Origin of the sequence: Cellulomonas sp. GbtcB1, assembly GCF_019091725.1 — a bacterium.
Taxonomy (GTDB): Bacteria; Actinomycetota; Actinomycetes; order Actinomycetales; family Cellulomonadaceae; genus Cellulomonas.
The window spans coordinates 1-233 of the sequence record NZ_JAGXJG010000625.1; the positions used below are offsets into that span (position 1 = coordinate 1).

Annotated in this window: 1 protein-coding gene; it reads right to left on the reverse strand. The window is 82.0% G+C overall.

Annotated elements, in window-relative coordinates:
- The coding region (locus KVT14_RS21590; RefSeq protein WP_217617410.1) for an FAD-binding oxidoreductase at positions 1 to 233 on the reverse strand (233 nt) is incomplete at both ends.

Below are 233 nucleotides of genomic sequence, written 5' to 3' on the forward strand. Positions count from 1 at the left end.
CGACGGGTCCGGGCCGAACCGGAGGCCGTGCGGCGCCGCCGCCCCCTGCAGCACCGCCATGCCGACGCCGGGCTCGCCGCGCGCGGTGCGGGCCTCCGGGCCGACGTCGAGCACCCGGTTCACGTGCCGCGCCCAGTCGAGCACGACGCCGGTGCCGACGGCGTTGCCCGCGACGGAGGTGCCGCCTCCGCGGGAGGTGACCGGGGCGCCGAGGCCGCGGGCGACGCCGAGCG